The following is a 15,489-nucleotide window of genomic DNA, read 5'->3' on the forward strand; positions in this document are numbered from 1 at the left end:
AGGCCACCTGAACAATGGGATTCACATCAATGAAAATGAAATCACTGCTCGTTTTTTTATCTCTGAGTGCCACCTCATTGGGCGCCATTGCGGATGACACAGCCGACGCCGCGCTGGGTGGCGGTATTGGCGGCGCGATAGGGGCGGCCATCGGCAATGAGGTAGCTGGCAGAGATGGTGCTATTCTCGGTGGTGCCGTCGGTGCGGCAACGGGAACAGCCATTACAACCAAAGATCACAGAGAATCCTATTACGACCATGATCGCCGTCGTCATGACTACGATGATCGCCGGTCTTACCGTAAGTCTGGTAGCCATTTCTGCCCACCGGGCCAGGCGAAAAAGGGGAACTGCTGAAACGCGACACATCAAGGACAGACACCCTGCAGGAAAAATCGCTTGGCGTGGTAGCGACCCTAAAATTCAGTAGCTTCGATGAGCCACTCGTCGGTGTTCAATCCCAACCTTTTCAGAATGGGTGGCTGGTTCTCTGGCATGTAACCCCGTAACCATCCGCTCGACGAACCGGAGCTCCGATCCTGTAAGTCATTGCCGGCGACATAGTGCTGCCCACCTGGGAAGTAACGATGTTCGCCATTGGCCGTGCACAGCCTTGCCTCCTATGCTTTACCAGTGAAAGCGAGGGCTGCGTCCATGTGAAGGATGTGGGTAGGGTTGCGAATGTCAGGGAGGCGCGGATGAGAAAACGTACCACATGGGGGCTGCTGGCCATCGCTCTTCTGTTTTCCAGCCTGTGCGTGGGGCAGGCCTCGGAAGGCGACAAAGAGATGCGATGGTTTTCCATCGAATCGCTGAATGCCGGGCTTGATAGGCCCCCGGAGGAGGTCAGTCGCCTGACACCCCGTGACTCGATCCGCAGCTTTCTCGAACTCACCAAACAACAGAATTTTTCGGCAGCGGCCCACCTTCTCAACCTTTCCGATTTGAGCGCAGCTGAACAGCGGGAGAAGGGGCCAGAGCTAGCCAGGCAGCTGGCCGCGGTGCTCCGGCGTGGCGAGTGGATCGATACCTCCGACCTGCCGGCGCGACAGGACGCCGTTATCGAAGATCCAGCGGGGCAGAATCCCCAGGCCGGGCAGCCACGTCGCAACCTCGAGATCGCCTCCCTTCGCGCCGAGGGTCAAGCCTATGATATTCGCCTGGCCCGTTATCGTGTGGGTGATGAGGACCCCGTCTGGTTGATCACACCGGACAGTCTCTCCCCGGTTCCTCTCTTGTACGAAAAATACGGCCCGTCGTGGCTGGAAAAGCATGTGCCGCAACGGTTCAAATCAACGTTCGGCAGGCTCCAGGTCTGGGAATGGGTCGCCATTCCGGTGTTCCTGCTGGTAACGGGACTGGTGGGATGGCTCGTCATCCGTCTGGTCGGCGTGATTGCACGCTGGTTACCTTCCGGCTCTCCAAGCATCTATGCCAGCCAGATCAAGGTGCCAGTGGCGCTGGTCGTCATGACGATTGTGGCCCAGTTTCTGTTGAATTACGTGGTGTCCTTCTCGGCAGTGGCGACGACCTCTTTTCGCATATTACTGATCACCATCACCGCCTGGGGTGTTGGATTGATCGCACTGCGTTTCGTGGACGTCATATTGCTCAATGTGAAGCGACGTCTCGTGGGCGAAATCGACGACAACAAATCCCGGGACGAGCGCCACTTCCTCACCTCGCTGTATGCGGTGCGCCGGGGCATCATCCTGGTCGCCATCGTCGCAGTTACCATCTACATCCTGTCCCAGATCGAACTCTTCGAGACCCTGGGCCTGACCCTCCTGGCTTCGGCCAGTATCCTGACGGTCCTGTTGGGTATCGCCGGTCAGGCCGTGCTGGGCAACATCCTCTCGTCGTTTCAGGTATCGCTCGCCAAGCCTATAAGAATTGGTGACCTGGTTATTTTCGAGGGCCGATGGTGCTATGTGGAAGGCATCTTTTATACGTTCATTCGGTTGAGAACCTGGGATGAGCGCCGTCTGGTCGTACCCGTCCAGTACTTTACCTCCAGGCCCTTCGAAAATCTGTCGGTCAAGAGTGCCAAGATGTACAGGGTGATAGAGCTGGCGCTTCACCTGAATGCCGACGTCGAATGCCTGAGGGAGAAGTTCAAGGAGTTCGCCGAGGCTGAAAAAAACGTCATCGAACACCACAAGCTCTGCTGCTACGTCACGGCGCAGTCCGCGGCGGCCCAGACGGTTTCTTTCTACCTTATGACCTCCGAGCCCTTTGCCGGCTGGGAAGCCGAAATGAATGTGCGTGAGAAGTTATTGGGATTCATCCGCGACAACCACCCGGAATGGTGGCCGAGGGAGGTGGTGGTTACCAGCCAGCACGACATCACAGGCGGCGAAAGATCAGCAAACGGTCCAAACCCCGGGGCAGTCTATCCTGGGGCAGGGGACTCGTCGTGATGCGTCACCGCAAGCTCTCCAGGCACTGTCAGTGCAGTTGTCGAATGGCTTCTGCCATAGCCGGAAACGGGCCCTCGACAGGCAGCCCGGACACAACATCATTGATTGGCAGGGCGGCCACGGGTGGTCTTGCCGCGTTCAGTTCATCCAGCCATAACACCAGCTCTTCCGAAGACAGCCAGGAAAGCCAACACATTGGTCGGCAATGCTGGCAATCCCGTGAACACGGTGATCCGGGCCGGTTTTTCCTAGATGACGGGTAACGCCACCAGTATTTGTTAGTATGACCGCCTTTCCATCGAGACAACCACCAACCGCTGCCCAATGAACACACCTTTCAAGCTCCGGCCATACCAGCAGGAAGCGGTCGACGCCACTCTCAGTCACTTTCGACAATCTGATGAGTCAGCCGTGATTGTGCTACCCACCGGCGCTGGTAAAAGCCTGGTCATTGCCGAGCTGGCCCGCCTTGCCCGCCGCAAGATCGTGGTGCTTACCCACGTCAAGGAATTGGTGGAGCAGAATCACGCCAAGTACGAGAGCTATGGGCTGACGGCTGGCATCTTTTCCGCCGGGCTGAAGCGCAAGGAGCGCCAGCACCAGGTGACCTTTGCCAGTGTGCAGTCGGTATCGGCGAACCTGGATCAGTTTCGGGATGAATACTCGTTGGTCATCATCGATGAATGCCATCGCGTCAGCGGTGAGGGTACCAGTCAGTATCAACGGATAATTGAGCTGCTTCGGGAGAAAAATGCTTCCCTCAAAGTGCTCGGGCTGACCGCCACCCCCTACCGGCTGGCCATGGGCTGGATTTATCGTTATCACTACCGGGGCTTTGTTCGGGGCTCGGATGAAGAGCGGGACAAACCCTTTAAGCACTGCATTTACGAACTGCCGTTAAGCTATATGATCAACCAGGGCTACCTTACCCGGCCGGACCTGGTGAACGCGGCGGTGGCGCAATACGATTTCTCCGCGCTGCCCCGGGACCGCTTTGGCGAGTACGCCGAGAAGGACGTCAACCAGCTGCTGGGCAAACACCAGCGTGTAACACGGGCCATCATCGAGCAGGTGATTGAGCTGGCCGCCGAGCGCCAGGGAGTGATGGTCTTTGCGGCAACGGTGGACCATGCAAGGGAGATTACCGGTTACCTTCCGGAAGACCAGACCGCCCTGATTACCGGTGCAACGGACCTGAAGGACCGGGACCTGCTGATTCAGCGCTTCAAGCAGCGGCAGCTGAAGTACCTGGTGAATGTGTCTGTACTCACCACGGGCTTCGATGCACCCCATGTGGACTTTATCGCCATTCTTCGGCCTACCCAGTCGGTCAGCCTGTATCAGCAGATTGTGGGTCGCGGTCTCCGTCTGGGCGAAGGCAAACAGGATTGCCTGGTGATTGATTACGCGGGCAACCATGTAAATCTGAACCACCCGGAGGTAGGGGAGCCCAAACCCGACCCCGACAGCGAGCCGGTGCAGGTATTCTGCCCGGGCTGTGGTTTTGCCAATATCTTCTGGGGCAAGACAGACGCTGAAGGCCGTGTTATTGAGCATTACGGCCGCCGCTGTCAAGGGCTTCTGGAACCGGCAGATGGGGATAGGCCTGCCGGGGCGAACGGGCGCGCGCAACAGTGCGATTACCGTTTTCGTTTCAAGGAATGCCCGCACTGCGGTGGCGAGAATGATATCGCCGCGCGTAATTGCGGGCAGTGCCATAACGCCATCATCGACCCGGATGATCAGTTAAGGGATGCGCTGAGACTCAAGGATGCCATGGTGATCCGGTGCGCCGGGGTTACGTTGGGCGTTGATGGCAGCAAGCTGAGGATCACCTATCACGGTGAGGACGGGGAGGAACTCAGCGAGTCGTTCGATTTCGGCAAGCCGGCACAGCGCACCGTTTTCAACAAACTGTTCGGTCGCCGTATCGCCAATGGCCAGGCCCCGAAAGTTTTCCGTCGGGCGGATGAGGTGTCCGGGATGCAGGCCTTGTTGCCAGCGCCGGATTTTGTGATTGCCCGCAAGCAAAAGCGCTATTGGCAGGTTCAGGAACGGATTTTTGATTACCGGGGTCATTACCGAAAGGCGAATGAAGCGTGAGACTTCTAACGGGGTTTAGCAGTTACGCTGCCTTGAATGCCCGTGTGGCTGGCGGGGTGCGCTCAGCCACACGCTTTTAGATGGAGAAACAGAACATTATCTGAACGCAGGCTCCTGCGGTTTGCTTCCAGCAACCCGTTTCATCCACGCCATATCCAGCGGAATCAGAACGTTCAGTGCGAACAGTACCCAGCCGAGGGGCTGCAGGCTCTGGGCAAACCACACCATCAGGGCAAGGGACAGCAAGCTCCAGGTGACATCGACGGCAATCGTCAGGTTGAGGAACTTCTCAATCCATCGTTCATTGATGGCCATGGCGGCCATGTCCACGCACCACAGCAGCATCACAATGCCGGCTACCAGGTAGAAGGTCGAGCCGGGGCCTCCCGCCCACCGGGCAATCGGTTCAGAGCCGACGATGAGTGCCAGCGCGAGTGGCGTGGACAGGAACACGTCGGCCAGGATGATCTGTTTCAGGCTGAATTGACGGACAAGGTTTTTCATAGCATCACCTCAATCGGGTATCGCAGTGAGTTTGACTACGCTACAAAGCTTCTACCCGGGCGGTGCGCGTCTCAATTACCTTTGAGGTAATGGTGTGGCCTACCCGCGCGCAGCATAATTGCTTAAAACTCGTAACTGACAGGAAATCCGATGAGTGCCTTCGGTACGTTGTTCAGAGAAATGCGGCAGGGCAAGCGTCTGAGTCAGATGGATTTCGCCCTTGCGTGCGAGGTGTCGGCAAAGCACATCAGCTTTCTGGAGACCGGTCGAAGCAGGCCCAGCAAGGGCATGGTTCTGCATTTAGCACAGATGCTGCAGGCCGACCTGACCGGGACCAACCGGTTGTTATCGGCGGCCGGTTACAGCCAGGTCTACTCGGACCAGGATCTGGGCGCACCCGGGATGGCCATGATACGGGAGGCGCTTGAGCACCTCTTGCGATCTCACCTGCCGTACCCGGCGGTGGTGTTCGACCACGAGTATTATCTGGTGATGGCCAACCAGGCCATGCAGGCGATGATGGCAAGAATGGTAGAGCTGGGTGCCCAGTTCCCGCCCCGGCCAAACTTTCTGCTGTCAGTGCTGGATAGCAATGGCATCAAGCCATTCGTGGCTGATTGGGAGAATATCGCCTGTCACTTGCTGCAACGTGTCTACCATGAGCATCTTTCAGGACCCTTCCGGGATCAGCCCAATCGTTTGCTGGAGCAGGCACTGACGGTCCCTGGCGTTCCGCAAGACTGGAAAAGCCACGTGGTGGAACACCTGGACTACCCGGCGATCCCTTTCACCCTGATGCTGGGAGAGCAAAAACTCAGGATCTTTTCCACCATTGCAACCATTGGCACGCCCCTGGATGTCACCGCCCAAAATCTGCGGATCGAGCATTTCTTTCCGATGGACGAGGGCAGTAAAGCTTATTGGCGAGCGCCTCCCAAGACCATCTCAGAGTAGTGAGCGAAACACCAGAAGGCGGTTGTTGGCAGGCATGGGGTGGTTTTCAGCGAGGGTCATCCCGGCTGATTCTGCCAGGGCACTGAGGTCGGCCAGGTCCCGGATGCCCATATGAGGTGACTGGGATTTCAGGTGCTGGTCAAAACGACGGTTGCTCTCACTCGAGTATTCACCCTGGTTGTTGAAAGGGCCGTACAGGCAAAAGGCGCCGTCTTCTGGCAGGCGCTCGCCGATATGGCGGAACATCTGTTCGACCTCGCGCCAGGACATGATGTGGGCGGTATTGGCAGAGAAAACCCATCTGAAGGATTCGACCGGCCAGTTGGTATCGGATACGTCCAGTTCAACGACAGGCAGGACGTTGGGCAGAGCTGCCTGTTTCAGCCGGGAGCGACACAGGTGAGCTGCCTCCGGGTGGTCACTCGGTTGCCACTGCAGGTGGGGCATGGCCTGGGCGAAATGTTCGGCGTGCTGTCCGGTAAGGGTGCCGATCTCCAGGACCTTGCCTGGTGCGTTAAAGAGGGTCTTCAGCTTCTCGAGGATCGGGGCCTTGTTATTCTCACAGGCCTGGGAACAGGGCAGGTCGCTGGTCATCGGGTAACTCTCCTCTCGAGGGCGGCAGTGGCGGCTGTGGTCCATTAGCTGAGAAAAAAGCCGCTGATGTTTATAATGGCATATCCTTAACCGTCTCAGAGAATCCTATGCCCATCGAAAAGAACCAGGTTGTCCTGTTTCACTACAGCGTCAGTGATGAACAGGGCAATGTCGTTGAAGACTCCCGTGGCGGCGAGCCGAATGCCTACCTGCATGGCCATGGCGGTATCATCCGCGGCTTGGAAGAAGCCCTGGAAGGGCGTGACGCTGGTGAAAGCTTTACGGTTACCGTCACCCCGGACAAGGGCTACGGCCCCCGCAAGGATGACGCCATCCAGCGCGTGCCGATCAAGCACTTGATGGGTGCCAAACGCTGGAAGCCCGGCATGATCGCCCAGGTGCAAACCGAGCAGGGCCCCCGTCACGTGCTGGTTGCCAAGGTCGGCCACAAGTTCGCGGATGTGGACACCAACCATCCGATGGCCGGCAGAACCCTGACGTTCGATATCGAGATCATCGACGTACGCCCGGCCGATGCGGAAGAGATCGCTCACGGCCACGTGCATGGACCGGGCGGGCACCATTGATGATTAAACCCCCGCTCCTTAGTAGCAGGAGTTCGGTGACGAGTCCGGGTTGATCTCGCCAGCTACTTCGTCCGGGTCAATGCCGTGGCGGACCAGAACCTCCCGCACAAAGTTCACCTGGGCGAGAATCCTGTCAGCATCGTCGCCGTACTCGAACCGGTTGATTTCTACCGGCTGGGGCATAAACGTGAAGGCGGTTTTGAGTGCATGGAGGGTATCTTCGTCAGCCATAGTGGAGCCTCGCAAATCAGGTGGTTCATCGATGTCGATGATTATACGCGACGCAGTCCGGCCTTACCGTTCCTTCTCACTGAAGCACTGGATTGTCGGTGCAGTTGGTATCTGACCAACGTCGGGAAGTGATACCCTCTTTCGTCGCGATCAAGCCTCAACGCCCACAGCTGGCACGCCTCTACAAATCCGGAGTATGAGCATTACCCATGAGAGTCATCATTCGTTATTTTTTCCGCACCCTGCGCCTGATACTGACCCCCTTCATGCTGCTCAGCGACAAGCTCAGTACACCCAAAAGCGTAACCCGCGCCGCTGATGAGCAGGCCCTTGTCGACGAGACCAGTAAAAATCTCGCTCTGTACCAGTTCAGTGCCTGCCCCTTCTGCATCAAGGTGCGCAAGGAAATCGCCCGGCTCGGTCTGACGATCGAGACCCGGGACGCCCAGCATGACCAGCGGCATCGGGCAGACCTGGAAGCGGGAGGCGGCCGCATCAAGGTTCCCTGCCTGAAGATTCTCCAGGATGATGGTAGCGTCCGGTGGCTGTATGAATCCGACGACATCAAGGCTTGGCTGCAAGAGCGATTTGAGCCCGCGTAACTGCAGTTGCGCACGTGTATCAATGATTACGAACAGACAACCGATCCTCTGTGGGGGCGATTGAGTCTGCCTCCTCACCAATTCGGATTCGGCATTGTTGCGGTCCAGCAACCGGTCGATGCACCAGTTTTCACTAAATGGGAGATAACATGTCCGAGGCTCGTTTCACCGAGTACAAGATGGTCCACATTGCTGAGGGGGGATGCGGTACCCTGCTTCTGGGTTCCTCCGGCCTTCCGTTGAAGAAGATCGAAGCTGAGTTGAATCGCTATGCGGCCGAAGGCTGGCAGGTGGTGTTCCAGGTGCTCGAGATGAAACGCTTCTGGCTGTTCTGGCAGCGCGAAGCCGTGATTGTCACACTGGGCCGGTGAGTAGTGCTCACCGGACTGACCCTTAAGGCCATCAGTTACTATCGCAAGACCGGCGGCGGCATCCGGTGGTTTGGCATTGACTGCAATTTCGAACCGAGCTGTTCAGCCTATTCGGAGGAAGCCATCAGAAGGTTTGGTCTCTTGAGAGGGCTTGGGCTGACCTGGGATCGGCTTCGCAGGTGCAACAGGCCCGACGCAGTCTGTAAGTGTATCGAGCCGGTCAGATGGGATTGCGGGCATGTTGAGAAAAGACGAGGTTGAAGCCGAGGAGGAGTCCCTCAGGCGGGTGATTCGTGGCCTCTCTGATGACCAGAGAGGCGAGTTCTACCGGCATGCCGGAAAAGCGGTCAAGGACCCGGACACGTACGCGGCCTTGAACTGGTTGTTCATAGTGGGTTTGCACCATTTCTACCTGGGTCGGTGGGGCAGGGGCATGGTTGATATTGCTGCCCTGCTGGTGGCTATCGGGTGTTTCGTGTCTGGTTACGTGTGGACTGGTGCCGGCCTTTTGCTGGTCGTCTGGTCCTGTGAGGTTTGGGCGCTGTTCCGGTCCCAGATCATTGTCCAGGACTGGAACAACCGTCTTTATCGGAGCTTGCTGCACCGCCAGAAACAGCCTTAGACGGTCAGTACCTCCCGCACCTTTGCAGGGAGACCTGGCCTATAGCTTGCCTTCTGCAGCGAGTTCCAGGAATTCATGGTTGAATCGCATTTTTACAAAATCCTTATTGCCCAAAACCGAGCCATCTGGCAATTCAATACCGATCGCGTCGGGTGACTGCGCGCCGGCGCCCAGCAATCCGTGCTTGTAAGAGAAACGGGTCACGAAGTCCATCGTTTCGCGCAGGCGGCCGGCGGACAGGAACTCGAGCTTCTCGTTTGGAGTCCTGAACATATGAGTGGCAGCCAGCTGTAGCTCAATGCCCTCCAGGTCGGTTCCGGACTCCTCGCCCATACAGGTTCTCGCTGCGATCGCCTCCTCGCCATCCCCATGAATGATACTCATGGCCTCGAACCAGGCCCCCGTCACTGCCTTGCCAAGCTCAGGGTACTTTTCCAGGGTTTCAGAGTTAACGCCCATAATGTCGAGGATTTCACCTGGGATCTGGGTGGAGTCGAACACCTTGATCGCATCGGGCTGCTGCATTGCCGTCTGCAGCTGTGGGTTCCAAAGCGTGGCAGCCTGTACGGCGTCAGTGGTGAAGGCGGTGGCGATGTCAGCGTCAGAGGTATTGACCACGTTGATGTCGCGCTCACTCAGACCTGCCATCTCGAGTGCCCGGGCGAGTGTGTAGTGGGACACGGAAAGTTCCAGCAGGTAAACATCCATCCCTTTGATGTCTTCCATGTTATCGCGTCCTTTCAGGACGACTGCGTCGTTACCATTGGAAAAGTCACCAGTGATCAGCGCGGTGGTATCAACACCGGACGCGGAAGGGATGGTCAGCATGTCCATATTGGTCATGGTCGCGCCATCGAATTCACCAGCAGTGTATAAATTGATGGCTTCGATGTAGTCGTTGACCTTGACCAGGTCGACCTCGATGTCGTACTTCTCGGCCCACTTGTCCATGATGCCGGATTCATCCATATAGGCCCAGGGCATAAAGCCGACATAGATCGACCATGCGAGAGAGAACTGCTTCCGGTTATCTTCCGCCTGGGCGGCTGCAACATTGAGTAACAACATTCCAGACAGAGCAGCGGTACCGATGGTTCTGGTCAGTGAATTCATGGTTCAACTCCTGCTTTCGCGTTGATAGCACAAACGGCTGAGGGCATGCGCCCGATGTAAATGAATGTCAGCTTCCGTTATCGGGTGACTCCCCGGCCATCCGGATACTGGCGTAGTAGTTGGGTATGCCCGACTCCTCCCATTGTTTGAACGGTATGAATCGTCCTGGCCAGGCGACGGATCTGAAGGGCCAGTCCTGGCTGACCCAGTCAATGACCTCGTCTTCGATCAGGGTTGCCTGTGGGCTGGTGAGTTCGATGTGAGTCCACAGATAGGCTTCGGCGTCGTGTGTTCGGCTGGCAGTCGGATACAGGTAAAGGCAGCCAAGGCACTGTTGCTGGTCATGGCTGAGCAGGTGATAGGCGAATGACCGGCGGCTCGAAAATTCCCGGGCATGCCAGGCCAGGTCGGCTTCGTCCATTTCCGGCGTGAGGTCGTCGGGTGGCCATTGATCCCGCGGACCGAACAGGTTCTTGAGCTTGTTGCGACTCTCCACGACGGCCGGGTAGTCCAGCGTAACCCACTCACGACCAGCGGAAACCAGCAACGCATGTGTGCCACGCCATTGCGCAGGTACCGGGAAGCCGCTCACCGGTAGTGGCTGGAAACACCTGTCATGCGGCGTGGGCACGGTCATGTCATCACCCCGGTATAGCGGCGCAGGGTATCGGATTCGTGCAGGAACCAGGCTTCGGCTTGTGGATTGGAAGGTGTGGTCAGGGCGAACTCCCAGTGTGGATTGATAACATCCACCTCAAATACCCGAACCCGGTTCTGGCCGTTATGGGAGAACGCCTGCTCCACACGTTCGAGGTCTTCATTCCAGCTGAACGACCCTTGTTCCAGCAGCGGAAGCCCTACCCGTCCAGGCTGAGTCGAGTGCTCTACGGTGTATCCCTGCTCGAGTGAGCCTGAGGCCACTGACGTTTCAAAGTCGAATACAGGGGTCAGCTGCTCCCGGCTACCCACGGCAGAGACCGCCATCTCTGACAACGGCAAACTGTTGTCGGTAAGTGGCACGGATCGTCCCAGCACCCGGGCGGCGTAGTCACCGCAGATGATCAGCCCTCCGTCCCTGGCGAAGCGATGCCCCGTTTGTGGATCGTATTCTTCCAGTAGCCGGAGACCGACCAGCGGTCCCGGACTGGACGGCTGCAGACGCCAATCCTCTACATAGGCGCCACTGGGGGCGAATTCGACCATGCAGTTGCCAACCCGGCGAAGTTCGGCGGGTTCTGGCCAGCGGTTCGTCAACTGTAATGCCGTACCGCCGTACCAACTCATTTTCCTGTCGGCCCACTCGCAGGGTGCCAGCCAGCCTTCGTAACTGGCCAGGATCATAAGGTCTTCTGCCGGGTAATCCTCCAGCGGAGCAGGGCTTACCTGGTCAGCAGCCCGGGGTAGGCGCAGGTCAATGGTGAAGTTCCGACTCTGCAACCAGTAAACGATGGTGTCACTGTCTGACTCCCCGTTGGCGAAGCTGATACAGCGACGGCGGAAGCAGCCGAGCATCCAGTCGGGCACGCCCTGGTCAGGGGAGCAGGTGACGCGGTTGATGAGCTCTTGCAGTGTCATCCCTGGCCTCCGGCTTCACGGCCGAAGGAGGACAGGCCCTTGCTGCCTTTCGGCAACTCCAGTTCGCCGCGTTCCAGACGCTTTTTCAGATACTGGAAAGTCTGGGCGGTCTGGGCAAAAAGGTGTTCGCCACAGACCTGTGGTTCATAGCGGGCAGGCCGTTCCTTGCTGATCAATTGTGGCAAGGGCTCTATACGCACGTCGTAATCAAGGTTGCAGAACATTGGGAAGGAATATCGCTCTTCGGCAACCTTGCGCACGCGGTGTGAGGTGGCGACGTAAAGGCCGTTGCTGAGAATTTCCATCATATCTCCGATGTTGATGACGAAAGCGTCTTCCAACACCGGAACATCGATCCATTCTCCGGCACCGTTCATCACCTCCAGTCCGGGGGCGGTAGGTTTGAGGATGGTAAAGCACTCGTAATCCGTGTGGGCACCGATACCAGGCCGGTCAGTGGGAACGTCCGGATTGTACGGGTAGTGAATCAGGCGCAACTGGCTGGGTGGGCGGTTAACGTGTCGTGTGAAACTGTCTTCGGGAAGCTCCAGGGCCAGGGCAAAGCCCCTGAACAGCAGGTTGCCCAACTGGAAGACTTCGTCGTAGTAGGCTTTGACGTCCGTCTTGAATCCATCCAGTTCAGGCCATTGGTTGGGGCCGAGCATGGGCCGGGCATGCTCTGGCTCGAGCATGTCGAAATTGACGTCGTAAGCCTCTTTGCGGTCCGGTGCTTTTGCCCCGTAGAACTGCTCCTCGCCCTCGGGAACGTAGCCACTGTGGTTCGCTGAGTAGCCTATGTAGTCACGCATTTTCTCGTCGTGACTTTGCTGAAAATATTCCCGCACCCGCTTCCTGAAACGGTCAATCAGCTCCGACGAAATACCGTGTCCCGTCACGTAGAGAAAGCCTGCATCGCGAGCGGCCTTTCCTAGTGCGTCGGCGCTCTTCTGGCGTTGTCGTGCATCCCCGGACCGGAGGCCGGACACGTCGATAACGGGTAACGACTGGAATGCGATGTGGGCGGTCGTTTCTGGGCTGGCGGCTGACATACGGATAACCTCTTTGGTATCGAAAGGTCATCTGGTCGTCCAGACAGGAAGGCGGCGATCCACGCCGTCCGGGTCGTCCCGGAGGGAAGGGCCAGAACCCGGAAAGCCGGGTGAGTATCGGGTTCAGCCTTTAATCCGTTAAAAGCGGAAACTGTGCCAAAAAAGCGCTGATGGATTAAAACAATCGGCTAGACAAGAGGTTAGGCTTTGGGTTTGGTTGGAGGCCGGGCCGTCGGCTACCGCGGAGCAGAATAGGGCCGCCTCATCAGGAGGCACGCCAGTGGCAAAGATGACTTATTTTGGTGCGGGTAGGGCGGGGCACTTTGTTGCTGTCCGGGGGTTGCCGGACTCCGGCAAGCGAAGAACGTCATGGCAACACCCGGTGGCAGACAGGACTGCCGGTTACAGGTTTGACTGCTAAGCTCAACAGACACGCCCGACAGCCAGGTTGAGAAGACAGCATGGATGGAGAAAGTAGCAGCCCGAAGTACGACACAGCCCGAAGAACCAGCCCGCTGGCATTCTTTCGGGGTTTCCTGCGGGAGCCGGCCCAGGTGGGTTCGGTTATTCCCAGTTCACGATTCCTGGAGAAGCGGATTGTCGATGCGGCGGACCTGTCATCAGCCAGGCTGGTGGTGGAGCTGGGGCCCGGAACCGGAGGGACTACCCGTACCTTTCTTCGGAATCTTGGCCCTGATGCGCGTTTGCTGTCCATTGAGCTGAGTCCCTGGTTTCATGAATTACTCCATGAGATCGATGATCCGCGTTTCATCAACCACCAGGGCAGTGCCGAGGACCTTGACGAGATTCTGGCCCAGCACCAGCTTGGGCAACCGGATGTGGTGATCTCCGGTATACCGTTTTCGAAAATGCCGGAGCAGGTGGGGACGCGTGTAGCGCAGGCTGTGCAGGCCTCCCTCGCAGACGGCGGTTGCTTCGTGGCGTACCAGTTCCTGGGTGACGTGGCCACGATTACCACTCCCGTGATGGGGCCGGCAGTCAGCACGGAGCTGGAGCTGCTGAACATTCCACCGATGCGGGTGTATCGTTGGCTTAAGCCGGGGCCGGCTGAGTCGGTCCGTGCCAATCCTGAATAATAGCTGTAACGCCCGATCGCACCGGCTTTTGCGATAGAATCCCCCGACACATACCGAAAGAGCCGTGGCCCTGTTATGAGCGATAACCCGTTAAGGCAAATACTCCAGATGGATGGCGAGGAGCGTTATGACTACTTCCTGAGCGAAGTGGCCGAGGAGCGCGAGATCTGGATTCTGGTCAATGCCGACAACCAGTTCCTGAAAATCGTATCGGACGAAGACGGTGTGGCGTATTTGCCGGTCTGGCCTCATTCAGAACTGGCCGTGGACTATGCCCAGGCAGCCGGTGACCTCTCACCAAAAAGTATTTCGCTACCGGATTTCTTCAGGAAGTGGGTGCCAGGGCTCACCAGGGATGGGCTGCAGATTGGCGTTCTCCCCGGCGAAGATGGGGAACTCTGGATCACCGCGCCGGAAGAGCTCAAGGTAGACCTGCAGGAGGCCATGGCCAGTTTCTAGCCAGTCGGGAGGTCCACTCCGGGCATCCATCAGATACACCCTGGCCGCCGCCCCTCACCTGCAGACTCAGGTGACGAGACAATCCTGTAATCGCGATTCCCAGCGCGAATCCACCCGTGTCGCGATGACTTCGAACCGGCTTTCTGCCAGGTCATCCAGCTCAATTTCTGTCAGACCATCAAGGGTCAGGTTGTAGCCGAACACGCCCCGGTCGGTGATAAAGGCGGCTTTCATCCGCTCGGCTTCCAGTCCGGTCAGGAAGGCAAGTAGCTTCCCGTAATCGAACACCTGTCCGGCATCGAAGCGCCAGCCAATGCTTTCGTACCCCTCACCCTGGCCTGAGGCCGGGGGAGAACTGGGCGTGCCCAATAAACGGGTATCCGATGGCCGAGCCGGCCCGGGTCGGTATGCAGGCGCTGTCGGCGAAGCTGGGCCCTGCAGCCATTGGGGGTCGATCGCTCCCTGAGTCACAGATTCAACACGGATACCCGGTGAGCCCTTCTCCTCGACATAGGCCTTCAGGCGCGCCATGTCGGCATCGTCATAGAGGTCCTGTTTGTTACCCACCACCAGGTCAGCGATAGCAATCTGCTGATTGAAGGTGTCGTGGCTGGTGTAACGGGCGTCGGTCAGCTTCCGGGCATCTACCAGGGTGATGGTCTTCTGAATGTAAAGGACGTCCCGGTAGTGCTCCGCTGCCAGTGTCTGCAACACTTCCGCCGGATGACCAAGGCCGGTAGGCTCGATGAGCAGTCGGTGGGGCCTGGCCTTCGCCAGCAGCTGGTTCAGTGCGATCTGCATCGGCAGCCCGGCTGTACAGCACATGCAGCCACCGGGCACCTCGCGAACAAAAATGCCTTCCTCTTCGGTATGGGTGCCCTTTACCAGCGTGCCGTCTACGCCTATTTCACCGAACTCGTTGACCAGCACCGCCCAGCGCTCATGCTCGGGTTTGTGTCTGAGCAGGTGCAGGATGGCAGTGGTTTTACCCGCGCCCAGGAAACCGGTGATGACGTTAGTGGGGACGGCGGTGATGTCAGTTTGATGCACAGGCGAGCTCGACAGGGAATGAGATTGTTATAGTATAACAGTTGGCAGATCGCTGCGAAGTCTTACCGCCAGTTAAATAGCCAGGAACCATCCCTTTGTTAGACTGGTCATAGCGCAACCAGAAGGTTGTTTGCATTGTCCATAGAGGAACATGACCCC

Annotated in this window: 20 protein-coding genes; 10 read left to right on the plus strand and 10 right to left on the minus strand. The window is 57.8% G+C overall.

The genetic code is table 11. The features are described 5' to 3' along the window. Window positions 1–74: 74 nt before the first annotated feature. Window positions 75–317, minus strand: a complete 243-nt coding sequence (locus LJ360_RS05165; protein ID WP_264995476.1) for a hypothetical protein — start codon at window positions 315–317, stop codon at window positions 75–77. Window positions 318–697: 380 nt separating this feature from the next. Between LJ360_RS05165 and LJ360_RS05170 the strand changes: the two genes are divergently transcribed. Further along, window positions 698–2,419, plus strand: a complete 1,722-nt coding sequence (locus tag LJ360_RS05170) for a mechanosensitive ion channel family protein (RefSeq protein WP_264995477.1) — start codon at window positions 698–700, stop codon at window positions 2,417–2,419. Between the two features lie 28 nt (window positions 2,420–2,447). On the opposite strand, the gene LJ360_RS05175 is transcribed toward LJ360_RS05170, so the two are convergent. Next, the gene (locus LJ360_RS05175; RefSeq protein WP_264995478.1) at window positions 2,448–2,615 is read right to left on the minus strand and encodes a hypothetical protein; all 168 of its coding nucleotides are present in this window, start codon (window positions 2,613–2,615) and stop codon (window positions 2,448–2,450) included. 128 nt (window positions 2,616–2,743) lie between these two features. Between LJ360_RS05175 and LJ360_RS05180 the strand changes: the two genes are divergently transcribed. After that, complete coding sequence (locus LJ360_RS05180) at window positions 2,744–4,522, plus strand: DEAD/DEAH box helicase (RefSeq protein ID WP_264995479.1); 1,779 nt, start codon at window positions 2,744–2,746, stop codon at window positions 4,520–4,522. 96 nt (window positions 4,523–4,618) lie between these two features. On the opposite strand, the gene LJ360_RS05185 is transcribed toward LJ360_RS05180, so the two are convergent. Further along, a complete protein-coding gene (locus tag LJ360_RS05185) occupies window positions 4,619–5,026 on the minus strand; it encodes a hypothetical protein (RefSeq protein WP_264995481.1) in 408 nt (135 codons plus the stop codon). Window positions 5,027–5,176: 150 nt separating this feature from the next. Here LJ360_RS05185 and LJ360_RS05190 point away from each other — a divergent pair, with 150 nt between their 5' ends. Next, window positions 5,177–5,980, plus strand: coding sequence for a helix-turn-helix domain-containing protein (locus LJ360_RS05190; protein ID WP_264995483.1), 804 nt, complete (start codon window positions 5,177–5,179; stop codon window positions 5,978–5,980). On the opposite strand, the gene LJ360_RS05195 is transcribed toward LJ360_RS05190, so the two are convergent. Continuing rightward, the gene (locus LJ360_RS05195) at window positions 5,972–6,574 is read right to left on the minus strand and encodes a DUF938 domain-containing protein (RefSeq protein ID WP_091854065.1); all 603 of its coding nucleotides are present in this window, start codon (window positions 6,572–6,574) and stop codon (window positions 5,972–5,974) included. The genes LJ360_RS05190 and LJ360_RS05195 overlap by 9 nt on opposite strands. Window positions 6,575–6,681: 107 nt before the next feature. On the opposite strand from LJ360_RS05195, the gene LJ360_RS05200 reads away from it, so the two are divergent. Beyond that, on the plus strand, window positions 6,682–7,161 hold the full coding sequence (locus LJ360_RS05200; protein ID WP_264995484.1) for an FKBP-type peptidyl-prolyl cis-trans isomerase: 480 nt from the start codon (window positions 6,682–6,684) through the stop codon (window positions 7,159–7,161). An 18-nt stretch (window positions 7,162–7,179) separates the two neighbouring features. Here LJ360_RS05200 and LJ360_RS05205 read toward each other — a convergent pair whose 3' ends face one another. Next, entirely contained in the window at window positions 7,180–7,392 is a 213-nt protein-coding gene (locus LJ360_RS05205; protein WP_264995485.1) for a penicillin-binding protein, read from the minus strand. A 209-nt stretch (window positions 7,393–7,601) separates the two neighbouring features. Here LJ360_RS05205 and LJ360_RS05210 point away from each other — a divergent pair, with 209 nt between their 5' ends. From LJ360_RS05210 to LJ360_RS05225, 4 genes are all read left to right on the plus strand, one after another. Then, the gene (locus LJ360_RS05210; protein WP_264995487.1) at window positions 7,602–7,994 is read left to right on the plus strand and encodes a glutaredoxin family protein; all 393 of its coding nucleotides are present in this window, start codon (window positions 7,602–7,604) and stop codon (window positions 7,992–7,994) included. Between the two features lie 149 nt (window positions 7,995–8,143). Next, window positions 8,144–8,365: a DUF4177 domain-containing protein gene (locus tag LJ360_RS05215; RefSeq protein ID WP_091854057.1), complete on the plus strand. Its 222-nt coding sequence runs from the start codon at window positions 8,144–8,146 to the stop codon at window positions 8,363–8,365. Between the two features lie 3 nt (window positions 8,366–8,368). Continuing rightward, window positions 8,369–8,626, plus strand: a complete 258-nt coding sequence (gene yidD / locus LJ360_RS05220) for a membrane protein insertion efficiency factor YidD (RefSeq protein WP_264995488.1) — start codon at window positions 8,369–8,371, stop codon at window positions 8,624–8,626. Continuing rightward, window positions 8,604–8,987 (plus strand): hypothetical protein, encoded by a 384-nt coding sequence (locus LJ360_RS05225; protein ID WP_091854053.1) that lies wholly within the window; start codon window positions 8,604–8,606, stop codon window positions 8,985–8,987. Before yidD ends, LJ360_RS05225 begins: the two co-directional genes overlap by 23 nt. A gap of 39 nt (window positions 8,988–9,026) precedes the next feature. Here the strand turns inward: LJ360_RS05225 and LJ360_RS05230 are convergent, their stop codons facing one another. The 4 genes from LJ360_RS05230 to LJ360_RS05245 form a co-directional block, all read right to left on the minus strand. Next, window positions 9,027–10,100, minus strand: a complete 1,074-nt coding sequence (locus LJ360_RS05230) for a putative urea ABC transporter substrate-binding protein (RefSeq protein WP_264995489.1) — start codon at window positions 10,098–10,100, stop codon at window positions 9,027–9,029. Between the two features lie 67 nt (window positions 10,101–10,167). Continuing rightward, the gene (locus LJ360_RS05235; RefSeq protein ID WP_264995490.1) at window positions 10,168–10,737 is read right to left on the minus strand and encodes a hypothetical protein; all 570 of its coding nucleotides are present in this window, start codon (window positions 10,735–10,737) and stop codon (window positions 10,168–10,170) included. Beyond that, window positions 10,734–11,675 (minus strand): hypothetical protein, encoded by a 942-nt coding sequence (locus tag LJ360_RS05240; RefSeq protein WP_264995492.1) that lies wholly within the window; start codon window positions 11,673–11,675, stop codon window positions 10,734–10,736. Before LJ360_RS05240 ends, LJ360_RS05235 begins: the two co-directional genes overlap by 4 nt. Continuing rightward, complete coding sequence (locus LJ360_RS05245; protein ID WP_264995493.1) at window positions 11,672–12,724, minus strand: isopenicillin N synthase family dioxygenase; 1,053 nt, start codon at window positions 12,722–12,724, stop codon at window positions 11,672–11,674. The genes LJ360_RS05240 and LJ360_RS05245 overlap by 4 nt, the downstream gene beginning before the upstream one ends. Window positions 12,725–13,185: 461 nt before the next feature. Between LJ360_RS05245 and LJ360_RS05250 the strand changes: the two genes are divergently transcribed. Continuing rightward, complete coding sequence (locus tag LJ360_RS05250) at window positions 13,186–13,821, plus strand: class I SAM-dependent methyltransferase (protein WP_091854043.1); 636 nt, start codon at window positions 13,186–13,188, stop codon at window positions 13,819–13,821. Between the two features lie 75 nt (window positions 13,822–13,896). Further along, on the plus strand, window positions 13,897–14,280 hold the full coding sequence (locus LJ360_RS05255; protein ID WP_091854041.1) for a DUF2750 domain-containing protein: 384 nt from the start codon (window positions 13,897–13,899) through the stop codon (window positions 14,278–14,280). A gap of 66 nt (window positions 14,281–14,346) precedes the next feature. Here LJ360_RS05255 and LJ360_RS05260 read toward each other — a convergent pair whose 3' ends face one another. Further along, on the minus strand, window positions 14,347–15,330 hold the full coding sequence (locus LJ360_RS05260) for a CobW family GTP-binding protein (protein ID WP_264995494.1): 984 nt from the start codon (window positions 15,328–15,330) through the stop codon (window positions 14,347–14,349). Window positions 15,331–15,489: the final 159 nt, after the last annotated feature.

Source organism: Marinobacter sp. AN1, assembly GCF_026013985.1.
GTDB classification, from domain to species: domain Bacteria; phylum Pseudomonadota; class Gammaproteobacteria; order Pseudomonadales; family Oleiphilaceae; genus Marinobacter; species Marinobacter segnicrescens.

Coding starts and splice junctions, on each gene's coding strand:
- LJ360_RS05165 (WP_264995476.1), bottom strand. CDS start 317: ATGGCTACCAGACTTACGGTAAGACCGGCGATCATCGTAGTCATGACG.
- LJ360_RS05170 (WP_264995477.1), top strand. CDS start 698: ATGAGAAAACGTACCACATGGGGGCTGCTGGCCATCGCTCTTCTGTTT.
- LJ360_RS05175 (WP_264995478.1), bottom strand. CDS start 2,615: ATGTGTTGGCTTTCCTGGCTGTCTTCGGAAGAGCTGGTGTTATGGCTG.
- LJ360_RS05180 (WP_264995479.1), top strand. CDS start 2,744: ATGAACACACCTTTCAAGCTCCGGCCATACCAGCAGGAAGCGGTCGAC.
- LJ360_RS05185 (WP_264995481.1), bottom strand. CDS start 5,026: ATGAAAAACCTTGTCCGTCAATTCAGCCTGAAACAGATCATCCTGGCC.
- LJ360_RS05190 (WP_264995483.1), top strand. CDS start 5,177: ATGAGTGCCTTCGGTACGTTGTTCAGAGAAATGCGGCAGGGCAAGCGT.
- LJ360_RS05195 (WP_091854065.1), bottom strand. CDS start 6,574: ATGACCAGCGACCTGCCCTGTTCCCAGGCCTGTGAGAATAACAAGGCC.
- LJ360_RS05200 (WP_264995484.1), top strand. CDS start 6,682: ATGCCCATCGAAAAGAACCAGGTTGTCCTGTTTCACTACAGCGTCAGT.
- LJ360_RS05205 (WP_264995485.1), bottom strand. CDS start 7,392: ATGGCTGACGAAGATACCCTCCATGCACTCAAAACCGCCTTCACGTTT.
- LJ360_RS05210 (WP_264995487.1), top strand. CDS start 7,602: ATGAGAGTCATCATTCGTTATTTTTTCCGCACCCTGCGCCTGATACTG.
- LJ360_RS05215 (WP_091854057.1), top strand. CDS start 8,144: ATGTCCGAGGCTCGTTTCACCGAGTACAAGATGGTCCACATTGCTGAG.
- LJ360_RS05225 (WP_091854053.1), top strand. CDS start 8,604: ATGTTGAGAAAAGACGAGGTTGAAGCCGAGGAGGAGTCCCTCAGGCGG.
- LJ360_RS05230 (WP_264995489.1), bottom strand. CDS start 10,100: ATGAATTCACTGACCAGAACCATCGGTACCGCTGCTCTGTCTGGAATG.
- LJ360_RS05235 (WP_264995490.1), bottom strand. CDS start 10,737: ATGACCGTGCCCACGCCGCATGACAGGTGTTTCCAGCCACTACCGGTG.
- LJ360_RS05240 (WP_264995492.1), bottom strand. CDS start 11,675: ATGACACTGCAAGAGCTCATCAACCGCGTCACCTGCTCCCCTGACCAG.
- LJ360_RS05245 (WP_264995493.1), bottom strand. CDS start 12,724: ATGTCAGCCGCCAGCCCAGAAACGACCGCCCACATCGCATTCCAGTCG.
- LJ360_RS05250 (WP_091854043.1), top strand. CDS start 13,186: ATGGATGGAGAAAGTAGCAGCCCGAAGTACGACACAGCCCGAAGAACC.
- LJ360_RS05255 (WP_091854041.1), top strand. CDS start 13,897: ATGAGCGATAACCCGTTAAGGCAAATACTCCAGATGGATGGCGAGGAG.